The sequence below is a fragment of the Azospirillum sp. UENF 111221 genome (assembly GCF_058780625.1).
The window spans coordinates 1465822-1482722 of the sequence record NZ_JBSNCH010000005.1; the positions used below are offsets into that span (position 1 = coordinate 1465822).

The following is a 16901-nucleotide window of genomic DNA, read 5'->3' on the forward strand; positions in this document are numbered from 1 at the left end:
CTGCTGGGCAACGTCGGTCAGCCCGAGGGAGGCGCGGTAGCTGTCCAGCTTGGCGTCGGCCTCGGCGAAGGCGGCGGTGATGTCGTCCAGGCGCTGCGCGCTGCCGTCATCCCCGAAGGTGATGGAGCCGGTCCCGCTCGATCCCCGGCCGGTGGTGGCGTAGCGCGTCGGGCCAATGACCGCGGCGTTTGCCGTCTGGCGGGACAGACCGACCGAGTCGTTGATGGCCTTCTGCGCCGCGGACACGCCGCGCAAGCTGGCCTCCAACCCCTTCGCCCCGGCCGCCCATTCGGTCATCTCAGCATGGCCGGACAGGAAATCGGCGTTCAGCGCCCGCAACGCGCGGGCGGCCTGGGTCAGGCCGTTGGTCGCGCTGCCGGCCGTCTCGTAGACCTTGCCCAGCGCGCCGGCCCAGCTACCGGCCGATGCAGTGGCGGCGATCATGCCGGCCGACATCCCGCCGGCGGATGCGGTCGCAGCGGCAGCTCCGGCCTCGATGTCCGCGAAGAACTTCGCGACCCTGGCCCGAGCGCGCTCCGTCGCGCCCTCGATCTTCGCCATGATGGCCGCGCGCTGCTCCTCCTTTGCGGCGGCGGACGCGCTGGATTGCTCCAGAATCCTCCAGGTCTTTCCGGTAGCGCGCCGTGGCCTTGGCGATCTCGTTCGCCTCGCGCTTGGTGCGGTCGTACTTGTTGGCGAGCTGGTCCGCCGTCTGGGTATGCCGCTTCACACGCTCGTCGGCGCGCTCCACGGTGCCAGCATAGGCGTCGATGGCCTTCCCGGCGGCGGCGGCACCGGCAGCAACCTCGTCGGTCGCCTTCTTCGTGCCCTTGCCGGCACGCTCCGCCTTCGCCTCGGTGGCGCTGAAGGCGTCGCCCAGGCCCGTGACCGCGTCGGTCGCCTTCTTGGCGCCAGCCGACACACCGTCTTGGAAGCCTACGTCAAGGCTCTCGATCTGATCAGTCATGGGCGGTCCTCGGGTGCATCAGCGGCGGGGCTGGATGATCAGGGCGGGGCTTTCCACGCGCGTGCCTTGCCGGCCACGGGAAAGCCCTTTGTGCTTGCCGGTGGTCCAGACCTGCCGCTGGCGCAGGCGGTACTGGTTGGGGAAATCCATCGTGTAGACCCGCTTGACCTCCACGAGGTCGCCGAAGCGGGAGCGGATCGCCTTCACGGCATCATCGAACAGACCGGGCGGCACCGGGAATGACAGCGACTGACCCCCGATCAGCTGCACGTCGACCTTGCGGCTGTAGGGCAGCACGTTGCCGATGATGATCTCGGTGATGGTGGGGGACAGCGCCGCAGGGTTGAACTGTGCGGCGGGGACGAACCGGCCACCGGCGTCCCCGCGGGGCGATGAACTGTCCTTGATCCCGAAATAGAAGCCGTCCCGGTAGTGCGCCGTCTTGCCCGTGGCAGGGTTCAGCGGGGCGGAGGATCGGGGCGGCGAGCGGTTGATGAGGAACGACAGGGCGAAGGTGCAGACCGCGCCCATGATCGAGAACCGGTAGACGATCCGCCCGCCATCGGCTGGCCGAACTGCGGTCTCGGGCGCACCCTCGACCCCATCGACCCAGCGCCGATAGCGGCGGGTGGCCCGGCCGGCGGCGATCAGCCTGTCCCGCTCGGTGATGGCGATTTCCGCCAGCCGGCGGGATTGGGCCTCTGGAGAGAGCGCCCGATCCACGAAGACCCGGAGCCGGGCGTTGAAGGCTGCTGCTTTCGTCGCCATCGCTCACTCCGTCGTCGGCTTCTTGTTCGCCTCCTTCACCTTCTCCGCCCACCACTCGGCATAGACGCCGTCCATGGCGCGAAGCAGGCGGAGAAGGAGGGGGAGGTCGTGCCCGTGGTCGTCGGCATAGGCGCGGGCCACTGACCACGGGATGTTGCAGGGGCTGGGCGGCCCCATACCGCCGCCCCGCCATTGCCGGTCATCGGAGAGCGCGTGCCAGGCACGCCACGCCCACCGGCACCAGGGCAGGGGTTCGACCGCCTCGCCCTCGTCATCCAGGCGGGCGGCCACCATCTCGGCCGCGTCGGGGTCATCCTCCGCAAGGTCGGCCAGCAGATCGTTGCTGTCCGCCTTGCGGTTGAGATGGTCCCGTAGGGCCGCCGTCAGTTTCCCTCGGCTTCCTTTGCGTCGGCCTCGCGGTCGGCGGAGACCATGCCGGCGGCGGTGAAGGCCGCGGTGGCGAGTTCGGAGAAATCCGGATCGCGGATGGTGTCGCAGAACTCCTCGAAGGAGACCGGGTTGCCGTCGTCGTCCGTCATCTTGACGTCGAGCAGGCAATGTTTGATCAGGCATTCGATGTTGATCGAGCGCTTCATCGCCACCGGCAGCTTCTCCGTATCACCGCCGAAGCCCTTGGCGGCCTTGCGCTGCTTGGATGCCTGGGCGTCCTGATACTCGTCGGTGAAGCCGCGGGTGAGGATCTGCAGATCGAGATCGGGGTCGGGACGCTTCCAGGCGCCGGAGGTGAGGGCGGCGGTGGAGCGCTTCAGGGATGCGAGGTTTGCCACGGTCGAAAGTCCTTGATTGGTCGGTTGGTCGGAAATGCGCGATGGTTGGGCGGGCGCCGACCAAACGCCCGCCCGCGGCCCGCGCGTGCCGTCATGCCGCCGGCAGGGCCGGCAGCCTCTTTCCCGTGGTCGTCGGGGTCTCGTCAGATCAGCGGACGAACTCGAACCGGTTCACGATCAGCTGCGCCCCGGTCAGGCTGTCCTTCGAGCCGGACAGCTTCACCGGCAGCATGACGTCCGTGTTCTTGCCGCTGATGTTGGGGTCGCCTTCCTTCGGGGTCAGGCGCGGAGCCTCCCAGACCATCGCCTGGGTGCCCTTCTGGAGGCGGGCGTTGAGGCTGGTGGGCGTGCCGGCCAGCACCTTGGCGAGCAGGTCCGCGTTGCCGAAATGGGTGTCCAGATCGACCGACACATCGCAGGAGCCGTCCACCACATCGACCGGACCCATGGCGATGCTGTCGCCGTCAGCCGCCGCGTCGATGGTCCTCAGGTTGTTGTTGAGGGTGAACTTCACCCCCTTCGCCCAATTGGGCTTGCCGAGGGCCGCGCCGGCTTCACCGATCCGGCCGCAGTTGGCGCTGAACGCCATCACCGGATAGAGGTTGCTGTCCGGCTCGGCATCGGGCGTCGCGTCCAGACTGGTCGGGCTGACGATCCCCTTCATCCCGGTGAAGGAGATCGAACCGGTGGCCTTCTCCTTGGCCTGCCCGCCGAACTCCAGCGTGTTCACCCGCATACCGGTCTGGGCGATGTAGGATGGCGGCGTGTGATCCATGAAGCCGCGCTCCAGGGTCAGGCCGATCTGCTCCACGCCGTTGACCAGCACGTCCCCGAAAAACACCCGGATCGACTTCCCGGCACCGGTGTCTGCGCCCCATTGGCCCGGCAGGTTGTCCAGGGTCAGCTTGCGGGCAGCGATGCCGACCACGCGGGCAAAGCCGTTGGTGCCGGCGGTGGCGAAGCGGTTGCCGGCGGCGATGTCGCCGGGCTTCACCCACTGGCCGACCCGCAGGCCGAGCGTGGTGAAGTCCAGCCCACCGGCCTCGGAGGTCAGCCCGTCGGCCACGGCCTTGATGTCGTCGGCGGCGCCCTCGAACCCGACAACCTTCATGCGGGCGCCCGTGGCCGGGCTCGCCTCGTCCACCAGTCCGGCACCGACGAAGGCCGGGGCAGTCGCGCTGCCGGTCGTGACCTTGGCGAGCTTGTTGCGGTTGGCGGCGGGGCCGAACCCGCTGAAGTAGACCAGATGACCGGTGACGAAGGCGGCGGCATTCGCCACCGCAACAACCTGGGTCGAAGCGGTAACCGACTGGATCACGCTGCCGGCGGTGCCGTCGTTGTCACGGCTCGGAGTGTTGCTCCAGCGGCTGCCGAACGCCGACTCCATCTCGCTAGACAACAGGCAGCCGTCAGCCGGGTAGTGCCATTCGATGCCGAGTTGGCCGTCGTTGGTCTGGCCGACCAGCACCGAGTCGGAGTTCATCCGGTCGTCGCGGATGTCGTCGCTGTCGACGTAGACCGCCTTGTTCGACAGGCCGATGGACGTGACGCGCTGCTTGCGCATGCGCGGGGTGGTGGGGGTGGTGCCGTACGTCGTCTCGGCGACGCCGGTCAGGCGGACACGGTTGGAACTGGACATGGTGGCGGCTCCTTTCAGCCGGGCATGAAAAAAGCCGCTCGGGCGGTGCCGGCGGCGTGGTGATCGTCAGGGGTGGGGGGAGGTGGATCAGGCGGCGGGCGGCTCGGTCGCGTCGCCAGCGGGCGCCTTACCGCCCTTCTTCGCGGCGCTGGGCTCCGACTCCGCGGCGGCGGGCATGGCGATGTGGCCGAGGCGGACCCAATCGGCAAAGGTCAGCTGGCCGTCGATGTCGGCCTCGGTGACCGGCTGGCCGGCGGCGAATCGGCGGCTGAGGGTGGTGAAGGACTTGGCGACGATGGGGGTGGGGGTGGTCTCAGCCATGATGGCTATCCTCTCTTCCAGTCGATGACGATGTGCATGCCCCACCAGTTGCCGGTGTCGTCCTTGGCGCCGATGGGGTCGAAACGGATGTCCTGAAACTCGACGGTGCCGATGTCCTGCCCGCGGCACATTTCGGCGAAGGCGGTCAGCAACTCGCGGGTCAGCTCGGAGCCGGTGCCGACCGGCACGAAGACGAACAGCATCAGCGAGCCGGTTTCCTCCCACCGATCGGTGTCCGGGCTGCCAGTACCGATGCTGGCCTGCCCCCACAGGTCGCCGTCGATCAGCACCCGGCCCCAGGCGTTGACCACCGGCCTATTGGTGCTGGGGTCTATCGAGCCGTAGGGCTGCGGCGGCGTGATCGGCTCGTTGTCCCATTCCAGGGGGCAGTCGTGCGGCGCGACGTCCGGCCAATTGGCCTGGATGAAAGCGCGGATCGCGTTGAAGGCTTGGATCGTCGCCATGGGGTCAACCCTTCGCTTCCATCCACCAGCCGCCGATGCGCTCGCCGGGGGTGGAAACCGTCAACGTCTGACCGCCGCCGGTCCAGGCGCCGTTCGCGATGGTCGGCTTGATGATGACCAAATCGCCCTTCTGCGGCCCGCCGGCCGGGAAGGCGGTTTCCGCCAGGGCGTCGGCCGCGATGATGACCGAGAAGGTCCGTTGCGCGGCGCTGCCGTTCAGGGGGTCATTGCCGGTCTCCCGCCAGAACGCCTGGAGGATCACTTCGGTGAAGGCGGGTTGCAGGCGGCGCAGCACAACCGGCTTGCCACGCTTGCCGATCATGCGGGCTTCGCGGGAGCGGGCCATGGCCTCACCCCCCGGCGACATCGACAAAGCCGGCCGCATAGAGCGAGTCGAGCACATCAACCGGCAGGGCCGAACCGGAGGCCGCCATGCTGCCGACCCAATATTCCGTACGCCCGACGCCGTCGGTCTCTTCGGCCTTCACCGTGATATCCCGGCCCTTGGCCTCCCAGCGCAGCCGCACCAGCCGCTTCACGGCATCCTGCAGGACCGTTGGCATCTTATCGACCGCCCAGCCCGACACGATGGTGACGGCAATCTCTTCGCGCTCCCAGCAGCCAGCCCGGCCGCCCGAGACCAGCCGCGACAGCAGCCCGGATTTCGGCTGCCCTCGATAGAAAGCGCTGTCCAGGGCCTCCCCGCCGATGGCGACGGCGGTCACGCGGGCCGGGTAGCGCCAGGGAAGCTCCAGCACGTTCCCGTTCGGGGTTTCGTCAGCGCCGAAGGTGACAACCGCCACCTCCGCCACAAAGGTGGCCGGAGCATCGCCGGCATCGTCGCCAGCGATCCGGCATGCCTCCGCAACCCGGTCGGACGCGGACAGGGCTTCCGCCTCCAGCCAAGCGTCGGACAGGGTGTCGCCGGCATCGATGCCGAGTTCCGCCTTGAGGGCGTCAAGAGCGCACAGCCGACGGTCGGTTGCGGGGGAGGTGACGACGATGGTCGGCATAGATCACCCCTTGGTGGTGTAAGGAACGCCCCGCGACGTTGCCGCCGGCTTCGCCGGTCGCAGATCGCGCGTGATGCGCTGGGGCTGTTCGACGGGCGCCGGCTTCGCGACTTCGTCCCGCTCCGGTGCGCTCGCCATCACTGGGCGCTCTTGGCGACGCGGGGAGGGGTCACGGTGCGCCGCTGACCTTCAGTCACCTCGGGTTCGGGCTTCGCCTCAGCGGCGGGCTTATCGCCGGCGGGGGCGATACCGGAGGCCGCGTCCTCGCCGCCGGGCGCCGGGCCGATCGCCACCCCGGCGTCGGCGGCGCTCCGGTCGGCCGCCAGGATGCTCTCGGCGTGGAACACGAGATCGCCAATCGGCGTGGTCGGATCGACATCGATGCCGCGCTGCCGGAAGCCGGCCAGCAGGCTATCCAGCTGCTCCCCCAGGGTGGGCGGCCCGTCCTCGGCGCTGTCGAGCGGGGTGGAGGTGGCCGCCACAGCCACGCGCTTGGCGATGAATGAGGCCGCTTGAGCGGCGGGAAATGAGGCGGTTTCCCCTGCGAGATAGGGGGTGTGGTTCTTCAGGAAGCGCACGAGCATGGTGCATGGCGGGGCCTTTCGACCCCGCCCCTTCTGGTTCTGGTTGGGGACCGGATCAGACCAGCGTGCCGCTGACCGGGTTCTCGGTGGCGCCGGCCAGGATGTAGGTCACCCCGAACTCGCAGACGTCCGTGTTGGCCGCCGACAGGTTCGGCGTCACCTGAAGCCGGACATACCGGCCCGTGCCGCTCAGGTCGAAGTCCAGCTCCACCACACCGGTCACGGTTCCGCTGCCGCCCGGCCCGGTGCCAACCACGGTGGCCGGCAGCGCCGGGCCGTAATCGTCCGCACCGGTGCCGCTGCTGTCGCTGGCGTCCTGAAGGTTGGCGGCGAAGGTCAGCGTCGCGGCGGCGGCCAGCGTGGCGGTGTAGGTCACCACGGCCTTGAGCGACGCGAAGCCGCGGCGGTCGACCCAGGCGCAGTTGACCTCGATGTTGTCGCCGGCTCCACCGGCCGTCACGTCGACGCCGGCAACGCCGTGGCGGGCGGCGATCAGCGCCGCCGCATTCTGCATGGATGCGTGCATGGTGATATGCCTCCCGCTCGGGTTAGTAGCTGACGCCGGTGATGCAGGAGCCGGCTTCCGGCCGCTCCAGCTTGCAGTCGGCGTACAGCTCCATGTGGATGAGGATTTCGTTGGTCTGAGTCAGGAAGTAGCTCTTCCCGTCCGCGCCGATGTAGCCGCCCTCCAGCGACACGCGGACCTCAGCGTCCGAGCCATTGGCAACGATGATGCTCGGGCCGTTGAAGAACAGGATCTCCGTGTTGGCCCCGCCCAGGTTCACGGGAACCTGATTGGTCTCCATGATCGGATTGCGCAGCAGGGTGTTGTTGACGTCGATGCTCGGGTAGATCTTGTTCCCGTTCGGGTCGCGCAGGTCGGCCAGCTTCGCCACGGTGCGCGGCGCCATCACCCAATAGCCGCTGGTGACGATGATGTTCGCCTCCTTCGGCTTCGTCACCGCCTTGCGCAGGTCCGCCTCGATGGAGGCCGAGTCGGCTCCGCTGCTGGCGAACACATTTCCGGCGGCGATCTGCGAGCGCAGGCCGAGCGGCACATGCTCGGTCCCGCCGCCACGGAGGAAGCCGGAGTCCTCATTGACCGCCGTGCGCTCCTGCAACCGGCGAACGACATAGCTTTCGAGGTTGCGCACCGCCGCGCCGCCGTTGCGTGCCTGATCCAGCAACCGGCGGGAGATGACCGCCTCGATGGCAAGGCGCTTGGGGTCGAGGCGGATGTCGCCGAACTTGAACTCGCCCGGCGTCGGCGCGGTGTTTTCACCGGTCCACGAACCGTTCGGCGCCTGCGTCTCCTTGGGCAGGATCATGGTGCCCGGCACGTTCAGGACCTGGGGCGACATGCGGCGCACCACCGTCATGTTGTCCAGGCCACCGATGATCACCGAGGCAAAGTCCGGGAGGGACAGCGCGCCGCCGGCCGCATAGTTGCTGAGGTTCATCGAGCGCTGGATGACGGCGACGGTGTCCTCGCCATAGGCCTGCCCGAGCCACTTCTCCGCATTCAGCTCGCCGCCCGTGTGGCGGACCATGATGTCGGCGAGCATGCGGCGGATCGGCGCCATCTTGACCACCTCCTCGCTGCCCTTCACGGTGGCCGGCAGCGGGGCGAAGGTGCCCTCCGGAGCGCTACGCGGCGTGGCGCCGCCGGCCGCCATGGTTTCCATCGCCACCGCGCGCTCCAGTTCCTCGCCCAGTTCCTTCGCGACCTGATGGGCGTCCGTGTACGCCTTCTCGGCGTCGATCACGGCCTTGGTCGCAGTCTCCTTGCCGGCGGCGTCGGCCGTGCGGAGCGCACTCTTGGCCGTGGTGATCGCGGCGGACGCGGTCTTGGCGGTACCAACCGCCGCGGCGAGTGCCTGGCGGATTTCGGGGATCGTCTTCATGAAATGCTCCACGCAAAAGAGGCCGGGCGCGAGGTGCGGCCGGCCGGTCATCCGCCAGGAAAGCGGATTGGGTTCCCCTGCGGTTAGGCGAGGGTGAGTTCGAGGGTCTTCAGTTCCAGCATCCGGAGGTCGGCCGCTCTGGTCTCCAGATCGTCGTCCTCGGTCGCGACCTGCTGGATCACGCCGTCGATCAAGTCGCGGGCCTGGGTCAGGCTGGCCTCGTTGGTGCTGGACAGCACGCGCCCGGCTTTGACGGTGAGGCTGGGAATGGCCTTGCCGTGCAGGGCACCGATGATGTCCTTCACGGTCAGCGCCGGAGCATCCTTGGCGATGTCGTCGCCTTCCTGCTCGCCCAGCTCGGCCAGCAATTCCCCGACCTCTTCCTGGGTCATGGCGATCAGCACGGCGCCCAGCTGGCGCATCGCGTCGGCCAGCATGCCGGGAACGGCGCTGTCGTCACCTTCCCAATCCGCCTCGGCGGCGGAGCTACCCTGGATCCAGTTGAGGTCAGAGAGGGTGCTGGCGAGATGGCCGATGTGCCACAACCCCTTGGCGGTCAGCGGCGGCGCGGCCTTGGCTACAGCCCCCTCCACCGACCTCTCCGCCATGTTGGCGAGGCGGAGGATTTGCCCCTTCACCCCCTTCTGCGCCGTCTTGGCGATGGTGCGGAATTCGCTTGCCAGCTTCTGCGGCACGGCGGCGGCGGCGCGCAGCTTCGCCAGTTCAGCGGCATCGATCGATACCGTGCCAGACCGCTCCACCACCAGGGCGCCGCGGACTGCCGGGACAGACACGAAGGATAGCTCCGCCAGTTCGCAGGTCTCGTATTTGACCCCGCCGCCCAGGTTGCAGCCGTTGGTGTCGAACCGCGGGGGGTTGGCCGGGTCCAGCGCCGACAGGTTCTTGCCCATGAAGCCGATGGACACGGCATTGACAACCTTGTTCTTCACACGGTTGTAAATCAGATCGGCAAGCTCGTCCTCGCCGGCCGGCGGGAACTGGACCAGGGCAGTCAGCTTGCCGTCGGTGACGCCGATCTCGGCGCAGTGGGCAATCGGCCGGTCCGGGTCGTGCTGCCACAGCACCACCGGGTTGGAGCGATAGGCGACGAGGTCGATGCCGGACTGAACCACCATGTCGCCGGCGCGGTCCACGTCGGGGGCCGAACAGATGACGCGGACTTGCCGCAGGTCGGACAGAGTGGTGGCAACACCGCTCTGTGTTTTGCGCTGGATGTTCATTTCAGTTCCTCGTGTAGCAAACGTGCCGTAGTCCGAGCGCACACGAAAGCGCTGTCCGGCGACTTGTGCAGGCTGGCGAAAGCCCCTATAATTTTTCTTGAGACCGCTCGACGACCGGAAATCGCCGTGGCCGGCACGCGTCTCCTGAAAGCTTGCTTGCAGGGGTCTCGGTATGAGGGACGTGCGCCCCTCCGAGCGGTCTCAAAGACTTCCCGTCAGAACCCTGAATTTCTCTTTATTCCGCAGATGATGCGCATCGGTCAGCGTCGCGCTGTGCGGTCCCGGCGCGACGATCTTCTGTCGCTTCTGCCCGGACCGGGCAGGCATGGTTATGGGATTGTCGAATGGAACCCAGATCCTGGCCAGCCGTGTGTCTCCGGGCACATCCGCCACATAAACCAGTCCGTTGGCATAGATTGGACGTCCGCCTATATCGTTCCCGACAATCTGCGCCAGGACGGCTTTTGGAGAGCGCATAATAGCCGGCAGAGTGGCAATGACTGAGGCCGGTACCCGGTTCCGATCCTTATCGCGGTGTAGCGACAGCATATGATCGATATCCTTCGCGCTGACGTGCAGGCTGCGGCCATTCAGCTTGATACCGTGAGCTTTTGCTGCCTCGGACACCGCTGAGGATATCTCGCCGACTTTCCTCAGCGTCTGGCGAAAGCGGAGCTTTTGCCCGCGGTTTCGTCGGCCGGCAAGGGCAAGCACCCAAGCAGCGATCCGGTTATCCGAAGCGTGTGGGACACGGGAAAAACGCCCTTTGCTGTCGCGGACGTAGACCCGCTTCAGTCTCAACTTCCCTATAACTTTTCGGTCAAAAGGGGCGCGCGCCACCTCCAGAGCGCCCGAATCGTCGTCATTCTTATGTTTGGTCTGACCTCCGTCGCTGCTCCCCCCGGGCGGGGTGATGGAGACGACGACGCCGTGCTCGTCCACGTAGGCGGTGTTCAGCGGGCGAGCGAAGACGCGGCCGGCCGGGGTGGGGTTGTAACCCTCCTCGATGCGCCACTCGTTCGGCATCAGGGCGCCGGACTGGAACATGGTCCGCATGCCTTCCTGGCGGGTCTTGAAGTCGGCGCGCAGCAGGCGGCGGACATCGAACTCGACGTAGACGCCGTCCGGCAGGTTGAAGGCCCGCGCGAACTCGGCCTCAAACGCCTCCAGCATCGGCATGAGGGTCTGATCGTAGTAGGCGCGGGTCAGCGCCTCGACGTTGTTGTTCGTCATCCGATCCAGCATGCCGATCATGTGCAGCGGAACGCGGAAGCCGCGGGCGATCTCCTCGATCGTCAGCTTGCGCTGCTCCAGGAACTGCGCGTCAACCGAGGTCATGCCCAGCTGGTCGAACTCCATCCCCTCCTCGAGCACCACCGTCTTGCCGGCGTTGCCGGGTCCGCCGTGCCGGCCGTTCCAGCTTGCGCTCAGCCGGTCGGCCACATCCTTCGTGAGCACCTTCGGGTGCTTCAGGACGCCGCTTGGCTGGGCACCGTTCGCCATCAGCTTAGCCGACAGCTCCTCGCCCGCGATGGCAATGCCGATGGACTCGCGAAGCTGCGCCAGGGGCGACAGGCCGACGACGCCGTCGAACGTCATCCCGCGGACATGGAAGATGTCGTAATCCGGCACCATCAGCGGGACGTTGCGGAGCATGGCGTTCTCCAGCGTCGTCCGCCGGGAGATGGCGTAGAACAGGCGTCCGTCCATCGCCTCGTATATCGTGACGCTGCCCGGATGCACCGGCCACAGCCCGGTTGCGTTTCCGAACCGGTCCCGCAGGATCACGGCGATGGAGTTGCCCCGGAACCCCCAGGCCGAGAACAGCGCGAGCAACAGGCTGACCGGGGTCATGTGCCGGTTGGGGCGCCGCAGGATCGCGTGGAGCGGGTGGTCGGTTGCCGGCTCCCGCGAGCCGTCCGGCTTCTCCCGCCAGACCTGCGGCTTCAACTTCGCCCCATCCTCCGCGATCACCCGGACGCAGGAATAGACCGCGGAGACGCGCATCGCCGCCATGTCGGAAACCCGGACGCCGGAAGCCGCGGGCGCCCCGCCCATCAGCGACACAAAAAGGTCGGAAGGGTTCTGCGATGAGCCAAGCTCCTTCTGCACGGCAACGCTCTGTTGCCGGTCCCGCTTTCGCTTGCCCATGGGCACCTCAAATCGTCAGAAAGCCGCCAGAGCGTTCCGTGGAGTGGTAGACAGACGGCCCGTCGTCATCGGCGGGCGTCATCGAAACGCCGAGCGCGGAGATCAGGGCCACCGGCCCATCGATCTTCTTCGCGTCCTTTTCCTTGGTCGGATAGACGTTGTCCTTCTTGTCGGGCCGGGCCACGACGTTGGACATCATCCACTTCATGCCCGGGTCACCGGCATGCTGCAGCTTCCCGCCACGAATCAGGGCGTCGAGTTCCTTCATCGGCTCGGAGAAATTCAGCACCAGTGGCCGGTACTCAGTCACCGGCGCTTTCCTGGCCTGGAGCCGGGTTACCAGCATCGTGGCTTGGTGCGGATCGTAGGCGATGTTTTCCACCTGGAACCGCGCGCAGATGTCGAGGATGTCCTCCTCAATGACGCCATAGTCGATGATATTGCCGCCGGTAACGATCAGCCACCCTTCCGCATCCCACGCCTGATAGTGCTCGTTCTCCGGCAGGAGGACGGTGTCCTCTGGCAGGTAGTGGAATGTGAAGAGGCGGTATGGCTCGTCGTCGCTCTCCGGCAGGACCAGCACCTCCAGCGCTGCTATATCGACCTTGCTGGACAGGTCCAGCCCCAGCGCCACCCGGCGGCCGACGAAGTCCGCCAGCTTCAGCCCAGGCACCTCGCACCGGTCCCAGGCGGCCATATCGAAGTAGGCTGACCGGGCGTTCACCCACTTGTTTAGGTGCTTCGTCAGGAAGCGCCCGCGGTTGCGGGGGTTGTTGATCGCCTCGCGCTGCCGGGCGAGGAGGAATTCCTCGCTGACCGAAACCCCCATGTTGGGGTTGGCCTTGCGTAGCGCCTCGGCTGTGGTCCAGTCGTCGGCATCGTCGACGGTGTAGATGATCCCGAACAGCTCGTCGTCGTTCGCAACCTTTTCCAGCACCTTCCGCACGACGTCGCGCATGTCGTAGCAGGGGCCGGCGATGTTATCGCCTGCCGTGGTGATGACGATCGCCAGCGGTTGCTCGCGAGCGCCCATGCCCGTCACCATGGTGTCGAACTGATCGCTGGTCGCGTGCTCGTGATATTCGTCCGTGATGGAACAGGACGGTGAAGCGCCGTCGCCGGGCTTGCCGATGACGGGCTCGAACTTGCTGCTGTTCCCCAGGATCGAGATGTTCGAAGCGTTCACCTCCACCCCGAAATGCCGCTTCAGGTCGGGCCGGCCGTTCGCCATCTGTCGGGCCGGGCCGAACACCTCCCATGCCTGTTTTTCGGTTGTGGCGCCCGAGTAGACCTCCGCCCCGTGTTCGCCGTCGGCGCACAGCATGTAGAGACCGATGGCCGCCACCAGCGCAGACTTGCCATTCTTGCGCGGCACCTCGATGTAAACCAGCCGGAACCGGCGGAAGCCGTCGGCCTTGCGCACCCATCCGAAGACCATGCAGACGATGAAGCACTGCCAGGGCTCCAGGCGGAGCAGATGACCCTTCGGGTTCAGCGGATCCGGACGCGCCCACTTGCCCTTCGTGTGCGGCATCAACTCGATGAACTTGCACGCCTTCTCGGCCTTCACCGCATCGAAGCGATACGGCCAGTCCGCGGCGTTGTCGGCGCGCAGGTCGTTCCGGTGTCGTTGGCACGCCAGCTTTACCCATTTGCAGGCTGACACCGCGCCGGACAGCGCGTCGTCGATGTAGCGCTCGGCCAGTTCCACATGCGGGTGTGCGACCGGGCCGGGAGGCTTGCCGCCGGCCGCTCCACGGGGCCGACGGACGCCCGGCTGGTGTTGACGAGGCGCGCGGGGCATTACAGGTCCGCGAACGGGTTGCTGTCACCGGGCAGCTGACCAGCCACGCGGGTCCGATCCGCCGGCGTGAGGCCGAACTTCGCCAGCCACGCGGCGAACCGGCGGTCGGCATCGGCGATGTCGGCGATCTCCGGGCGGGCGCGACGCATCGGGCCGCTTTTGCCCATGGTCCAGTAATACCGCTCGCCGCCCTCGGCGAAGACCGTGCTGCCGCCCTCCGACTCTATCGTCAGCGGGCGGGACAGCGACTCACGCGCGGCCAGCAGATCGGCGTATGCCTCGCACAGCCCGACCATCGCCAAGCCGTCGGCTTCGGTCAGCACGCCCATCTTGTCGAGGAGCACCGAGACGGCGCCCCAGGTGGTCTTGGCCTTGTCGGTCAGGTGGGCCGGCGGCGACGGGATCGAACGCTCGGGCTTCGGTTCCCGCTTGTTGGTGCGGCACTTCTGCGCCGTGCCGGTGACCAGTTTCAGGTGCGTCGGCTTTGGGGGGCGTCCTGCCATTTTCAGCCTCCGAACCCTTTTGTTTCCATTTTGCACGCACAGGAATTTTACCACCCACCGGTAGACCCCCTCGGGCCTGCCAAGGATCGGCTCCCCCTACCCACCGCGCTTGCCGTGCCGACGATTATCGCAGGCAGGGCAAAGGGTTCGCAGGTTCGACAGAGCATCGGGCCCACCCTCGCGGCGGGGGGTGATGTGGTCGGCGATCAGGCGCCCGCCGACGCCGCGATCAGGCGTGGCGCAGTGTGGATCGGTGCAGCGGTGTCCGTCTCGCGCGAGGCAAGCCGCACGGAGCCGCTTCCATTCGGACGAGCCGTAGTAGGCGTTTTGGACCTGCGGACGCTTGCGCGGCGCAGGCTGCCAGCCGGGGGCGCGGAAGACCGGCGGGCGGGACGGCATCAGCCCTCCCTAAGCTTCGGGATGATCGCGACAAAGCCGTCCATGGCGCCGACAGCGATGTGACCGTCCGGGATGTCGCGCATCAGCGGACGGACGATGTCGGAGGCGCGAGCGTAGGCGGCAGCGACAGCGTTGATCTGGACGGCAGCGAGGGCGAGATGATCGGCCGGTGCGTCGAACATCAAGCGTGCTCCATCGTCTTGACCGACAGCCGGGCGATGATGTCGGCATTCTGTTCCACGATGCGCTCGACCTGTTCAGCCAGGGCGTTCGTGGCTTTGGCTTGCTCGTTCATTGCGTTGATGACGAGTTGGAACGTCTCGTTGCCGGGACCGGGTTGCGGCCGGCGGGTGATGATCCAGGCCAGCCCGATCAAGCCGATCATGATGACGGCGGCGACCTGGGCAGCCGGAGACAGGCCGGCAAGACGAACGATGGTTTCCCCGACATCGGGGATCGGCAGGTTTTCCATGTGCGGTGATCCCCGAAACGACGAAACCCGCCGCGGCAAAGACCGGGCGGGCGAAGAAAAGCGCACTCAGTACGCTTTTTCTGCTTGCGTTAGCGTACTCAGTACGCTATTCTTCTCTTGTCGGCGCGGTAGGGGGAGGACAGGCCTCCCCCCGCCGACTGGGAGACAGAGGATGCAGCGCTTGGAACGCCTCCTCAAACTCCTGGCCCTGATCCTCGGGATCATCAAGCTGGTGCTTGACATCCTGAGGGGCTAAGGGCGGGAGCGCGGGGCTGAGGTGACGCTCAGCCCCGTGTCCCCCCAAATGTAAGGCTGATCCCATGACCCCGCAAGACTTCCAACGCACCCGCAAGCATCTGAAGCTAAGCCAGCAGGGCTTGGCCGATGCGCTCGATATCAGCAAATCGTCCGTCGAGTTGTACGAGCGTGGCACCCGGCGCGATGACGGGCGACCGGTCGAGATCCCGAAGACTGTCAGGCTGGCCCTTGCCGCTCTGTGCCAAGGCATTGCCGATTTCGAGGGGCCGGAATGACAAAACCCGCCTCGGTGAGGGCCGGGCGGGCAAAGAAAAACGAACAGAGTTCGCTTTTCCTGTTGACTGGCGAACTCTGTTCGCCTATCTTGAACTTGTCGGACGGGATGGTCCCGAACGACGAACCGAAAGGAGGTGACGCGCAGTGAACATTCTGGAGTGGCTGAAGGGCCTCTTCCCGAAAGTCAGGTTCAAGATCAGGTTGACCGCCGAGATTGAACTGGACACCAGGGAGAAGGGCTAAGGGCCGAAGGGTGGGGCCGGGAAACCGGCTCCACCTACCAGATGGACGGAAGCGCGTCACCTCCTGGAGCGAGAGGTTAGCATGAACGGCGAAGAGTTCAAGACGTGGCGCAAGGGCCAGAACCTGACGCAGCAGGAAGCTGCTGATGCGCTCGGCGTCACCAAACGGAGCGTCCAACTCTGGGAAGCCGATGAACGTCCGATCAGCCGGACTGTGGCTCTCGCCTGTGCTGCGGTCCAGGCCGGATTGGCTCCTTTCGGCGAACCAGAATGACGAAACCCGCCGCGGTAAAGACCGGGCGGGCGCTTGAACCTGAACCGCCACGGCATCCGCCGTGGGCCGAGAAATCAGGTCCACTTGAGGACCGGTGTACGCCTATCGATTGCGTCCGTCAAGGACTATGCGGCAACCAGCTTGCGGGCAGGAACGTGCGCCACCGTCTCGCGGTCAAAGAGTTCTCAGAAGCACACGGCACCGCTCGCCCTCGTCAGCCTCGAACAGGCCGCTCATCCCGTCGAACAGCCCCTCTGCTACCCGGACCTGTTGGCCTGGAGCGAAGCCGGATCCGACCGCCACGGGCTTCGGGCAGAGGTCCACCACCCCGCCATCGGCCTGCATGCGCGCGCCGATGGCCGCCAGCACGGGAATGCCCACGGTGACGGGGCGGCGCTTGGCGTCCAGGGTCATGTGCTGGATGCCGGGCGCCCACCGGATGCTCCAGCCGTCTTGATCCGGTCCGACCCCGACGAACAGATACCTCCCGTACATCGGCCGCTCCACGGCCTTGCCGGCGACCAGCTCCCTGCACATCGGCAACAGGACCGCATAGCCACGCGCCTCAAGGGCCTTCCGAGCGATGTCCCGATACTGCACCTGCGGCTTGACCACCGCGACGTGCCAGCGCTTGCCGTGAAGGTCCGGAACATCAAGGCCCATGGGTCAAGCTCCAGCGGCAAAAAAGGGCGGGACGATGGGGAGACCGTAGCGCGCCTGAAACCAGAAATCAACAGGTGGTGGTAACACAACCGTCAATCATACCACCTATCGATTTGTCCTCCATCCGGCCCCTGTTCTGCGCTGTGTCCCGCTCCGTCCATCGTGGCCGC

Annotated in this window: 24 protein-coding genes; 4 read left to right on the top strand and 20 right to left on the bottom strand. The window is 66.7% G+C overall.

The genetic code is table 11. The annotated features are described in order from the left end of the window. Positions 1 to 223: 223 nt before the first annotated feature. Entirely contained in the window at positions 224 to 391 is a 168-nt protein-coding gene (locus ACWPN3_RS21445) for a hypothetical protein (RefSeq protein ID WP_492261730.1), read from the top strand. A gap of 24 nt (positions 392 to 415) precedes the next feature. Here the strand turns inward: ACWPN3_RS21445 and ACWPN3_RS21450 are convergent, their stop codons facing one another. From ACWPN3_RS21450 to ACWPN3_RS21460, 3 genes are read right to left on the bottom strand one after another with little or no spacing between them, the layout of a single operon-like run. Further along, on the bottom strand, positions 416 to 967 hold the full coding sequence (locus ACWPN3_RS21450; RefSeq protein WP_492261731.1) for a hypothetical protein: 552 nt from the start codon (positions 965 to 967) through the stop codon (positions 416 to 418). Positions 968 to 985: 18 nt separating this feature from the next. Beyond that, a complete protein-coding gene (locus ACWPN3_RS21455) occupies positions 986 to 1735 on the bottom strand; it encodes a hypothetical protein (RefSeq protein ID WP_492241094.1) in 750 nt (249 codons plus the stop codon). A gap of 3 nt (positions 1736 to 1738) precedes the next feature. Continuing rightward, positions 1739 to 1912 carry a hypothetical protein gene (locus tag ACWPN3_RS21460; protein WP_492241095.1) on the bottom strand — a complete coding sequence of 58 codons (174 nt, stop codon included), beginning with the start codon at positions 1910 to 1912 and terminating at the stop codon, positions 1739 to 1741. Between the two features lie 36 nt (positions 1913 to 1948). Between ACWPN3_RS21460 and ACWPN3_RS21465 the strand changes: the two genes are divergently transcribed. Further along, positions 1949 to 2110: a hypothetical protein gene (locus ACWPN3_RS21465; RefSeq protein WP_492241096.1), complete on the top strand. Its 162-nt coding sequence runs from the start codon at positions 1949 to 1951 to the stop codon at positions 2108 to 2110. 8 nt (positions 2111 to 2118) lie between these two features. Here ACWPN3_RS21465 and ACWPN3_RS21470 read toward each other — a convergent pair whose 3' ends face one another. The 16 genes from ACWPN3_RS21470 to ACWPN3_RS21545 form a co-directional block, all read right to left on the bottom strand. Beyond that, a complete protein-coding gene (locus ACWPN3_RS21470) occupies positions 2119 to 2523 on the bottom strand; it encodes a hypothetical protein (RefSeq protein ID WP_492241097.1) in 405 nt (134 codons plus the stop codon). Positions 2524 to 2671: 148 nt separating this feature from the next. Continuing rightward, positions 2672 to 4162, bottom strand: coding sequence for a phage tail tube protein (locus ACWPN3_RS21475; RefSeq protein ID WP_492241098.1), 1491 nt, complete (start codon positions 4160 to 4162; stop codon positions 2672 to 2674). Positions 4163 to 4249: 87 nt separating this feature from the next. Then, complete coding sequence (locus ACWPN3_RS21480; RefSeq protein ID WP_492241099.1) at positions 4250 to 4483, bottom strand: hypothetical protein; 234 nt, start codon at positions 4481 to 4483, stop codon at positions 4250 to 4252. Between the two features lie 5 nt (positions 4484 to 4488). Beyond that, on the bottom strand, positions 4489 to 4947 hold the full coding sequence (locus tag ACWPN3_RS21485) for a hypothetical protein (protein ID WP_492241100.1): 459 nt from the start codon (positions 4945 to 4947) through the stop codon (positions 4489 to 4491). Between the two features lie 4 nt (positions 4948 to 4951). Further along, on the bottom strand, positions 4952 to 5293 hold the full coding sequence (locus ACWPN3_RS21490) for a hypothetical protein (RefSeq protein WP_492241101.1): 342 nt from the start codon (positions 5291 to 5293) through the stop codon (positions 4952 to 4954). 4 nt (positions 5294 to 5297) lie between these two features. Continuing rightward, positions 5298 to 5960, bottom strand: coding sequence for a hypothetical protein (locus ACWPN3_RS21495; protein ID WP_492241102.1), 663 nt, complete (start codon positions 5958 to 5960; stop codon positions 5298 to 5300). 137 nt (positions 5961 to 6097) lie between these two features. After that, on the bottom strand, positions 6098 to 6544 hold the full coding sequence (locus ACWPN3_RS21500) for a hypothetical protein (RefSeq protein ID WP_492241103.1): 447 nt from the start codon (positions 6542 to 6544) through the stop codon (positions 6098 to 6100). Between the two features lie 55 nt (positions 6545 to 6599). Continuing rightward, on the bottom strand, positions 6600 to 7070 hold the full coding sequence (locus ACWPN3_RS21505) for a hypothetical protein (RefSeq protein WP_492241104.1): 471 nt from the start codon (positions 7068 to 7070) through the stop codon (positions 6600 to 6602). A gap of 22 nt (positions 7071 to 7092) precedes the next feature. Beyond that, complete coding sequence (locus ACWPN3_RS21510) at positions 7093 to 8448, bottom strand: phage major capsid protein (protein WP_492241105.1); 1356 nt, start codon at positions 8446 to 8448, stop codon at positions 7093 to 7095. An 83-nt stretch (positions 8449 to 8531) separates the two neighbouring features. Continuing rightward, positions 8532 to 9689: an HK97 family phage prohead protease gene (locus tag ACWPN3_RS21515; protein ID WP_492241106.1), complete on the bottom strand. Its 1158-nt coding sequence runs from the start codon at positions 9687 to 9689 to the stop codon at positions 8532 to 8534. A 201-nt stretch (positions 9690 to 9890) separates the two neighbouring features. Next, positions 9891 to 11840: a phage portal protein gene (locus ACWPN3_RS21520; RefSeq protein ID WP_492261732.1), complete on the bottom strand. Its 1950-nt coding sequence runs from the start codon at positions 11838 to 11840 to the stop codon at positions 9891 to 9893. A gap of 7 nt (positions 11841 to 11847) precedes the next feature. Next, entirely contained in the window at positions 11848 to 13551 is a 1704-nt protein-coding gene (locus ACWPN3_RS21525) for a terminase large subunit (protein WP_492241108.1), read from the bottom strand. A 92-nt stretch (positions 13552 to 13643) separates the two neighbouring features. Next, complete coding sequence (locus tag ACWPN3_RS21530) at positions 13644 to 14147, bottom strand: P27 family phage terminase small subunit (protein WP_492241109.1); 504 nt, start codon at positions 14145 to 14147, stop codon at positions 13644 to 13646. Between the two features lie 96 nt (positions 14148 to 14243). Continuing rightward, positions 14244 to 14546 (bottom strand): HNH endonuclease, encoded by a 303-nt coding sequence (locus ACWPN3_RS21535; protein ID WP_492241110.1) that lies wholly within the window; start codon positions 14544 to 14546, stop codon positions 14244 to 14246. Continuing rightward, the gene (locus ACWPN3_RS21540; protein ID WP_492241111.1) at positions 14546 to 14728 is read right to left on the bottom strand and encodes a hypothetical protein; all 183 of its coding nucleotides are present in this window, start codon (positions 14726 to 14728) and stop codon (positions 14546 to 14548) included. The genes ACWPN3_RS21535 and ACWPN3_RS21540 overlap by 1 nt, the downstream gene beginning before the upstream one ends. Beyond that, positions 14728 to 15018: a hypothetical protein gene (locus tag ACWPN3_RS21545; protein WP_492241112.1), complete on the bottom strand. Its 291-nt coding sequence runs from the start codon at positions 15016 to 15018 to the stop codon at positions 14728 to 14730. The genes ACWPN3_RS21540 and ACWPN3_RS21545 overlap by 1 nt, the downstream gene beginning before the upstream one ends. A 320-nt stretch (positions 15019 to 15338) precedes the next feature. Here ACWPN3_RS21545 and ACWPN3_RS21550 point away from each other — a divergent pair, with 320 nt between their 5' ends. Both ACWPN3_RS21550 and ACWPN3_RS21555 read left to right on the top strand, forming a co-directional pair. Next, complete coding sequence (locus tag ACWPN3_RS21550) at positions 15339 to 15551, top strand: helix-turn-helix domain-containing protein (RefSeq protein ID WP_492241113.1); 213 nt, start codon at positions 15339 to 15341, stop codon at positions 15549 to 15551. A 325-nt stretch (positions 15552 to 15876) separates the two neighbouring features. Next, complete coding sequence (locus tag ACWPN3_RS21555) at positions 15877 to 16068, top strand: helix-turn-helix domain-containing protein (RefSeq protein ID WP_492241114.1); 192 nt, start codon at positions 15877 to 15879, stop codon at positions 16066 to 16068. Between the two features lie 174 nt (positions 16069 to 16242). On the opposite strand, the gene nusG is transcribed toward ACWPN3_RS21555, so the two are convergent. Continuing rightward, complete coding sequence (gene nusG, locus ACWPN3_RS21560; protein WP_492261733.1) at positions 16243 to 16731, bottom strand: transcription termination/antitermination protein NusG; 489 nt, start codon at positions 16729 to 16731, stop codon at positions 16243 to 16245. Positions 16732 to 16901: the final 170 nt, after the last annotated feature.